Source organism: Caballeronia grimmiae (assembly GCF_000698555.1).
Lineage (GTDB): Bacteria > Pseudomonadota > Gammaproteobacteria > Burkholderiales > Burkholderiaceae > Caballeronia > Caballeronia grimmiae.
The window spans coordinates 1-841 of sequence record NZ_JFHE01000127.1 but is presented as its reverse complement, the minus strand read 5'-3'; the positions used below and the strand labels follow the sequence as shown (position 1 = coordinate 841).

At 59.1% G+C, this 841-nt stretch carries 1 pseudogene; it reads right to left on the bottom strand.

Annotation, left to right across the window (positions count from 1 at the left end):
* Window positions 1-832 (bottom strand): annotated as a pseudogene (locus BG57_RS30920) (hypothetical protein); the annotation flags it as partial.
* Between the last annotated feature and the right edge of the window lie 9 nt (window positions 833-841).

Genomic DNA, 841 nt, shown 5'->3' with positions numbered 1-841 from the left:
TGAATTGATCAACGGTGGCCTTCGGATGCGGTATCTTGCCCGCATCGCTCGCAGCCGCCGCCATGCGTCCTTCCGCTTCACGCGTGGTCACTTTCCCCGCGCCGACGGTAACGTCGGCCCAAGTGCCTTCGACCAGATGCGCGCGAACGCGAAAGAGGCAGTCATTCAAGTCCTTCAACGCCTGCGGCACCATCCGGTCAGCCGCCTTCCTGATCTCCTTGAGCTTCGGTGGAAGCGCTGAAAGATACTGAACCACATGCGGCGGCAACACGCCGCCCATGGTTTTCACAATGTACTGACAGGCCCGCGTCAAACGGTCGATCAGTTCACCTACTGCGGCGAGTACCTTGCTTTGGTATCGAGTGAAATCGAGTTCGCGCAACCACTTGTAGGCGTTGCCGTGCCCCATGCGGTTGAGGAACATGATCACATCGGCGGCAAGTTTGGCGAGATCCTCGCTCTTGTCCAGGGCGCGAATCACGAGCTTGCCGACGCCCTTCAGGATCCCGCCCAGGGCCGGTATGACGGCGATGACGCACAGAACCAGCTTGATCCACTGCCAGCGGTCATACAACTTCTGTTGGTCCTCGCACATGTCGACGCAGATCGCCACGCCATCCCGCGCAGCCGTGATCTCACCGGCAATGGGGAACATGCTAAGCACGGCGTCGAAGACGATTTGTCCGATCGCCTGTTGCTTGTTGAATTCACCGGACAACGCGCCGCCAAGCCACTTGCTTGACGCGACGGCGCCGTCCCAGATTCGCTTGCCGACTTCAATCGCCCCGATCCTGTTTTCTGCCGGGTTCTTGTTGATGACTTCGCCTGCCATATTTCAATT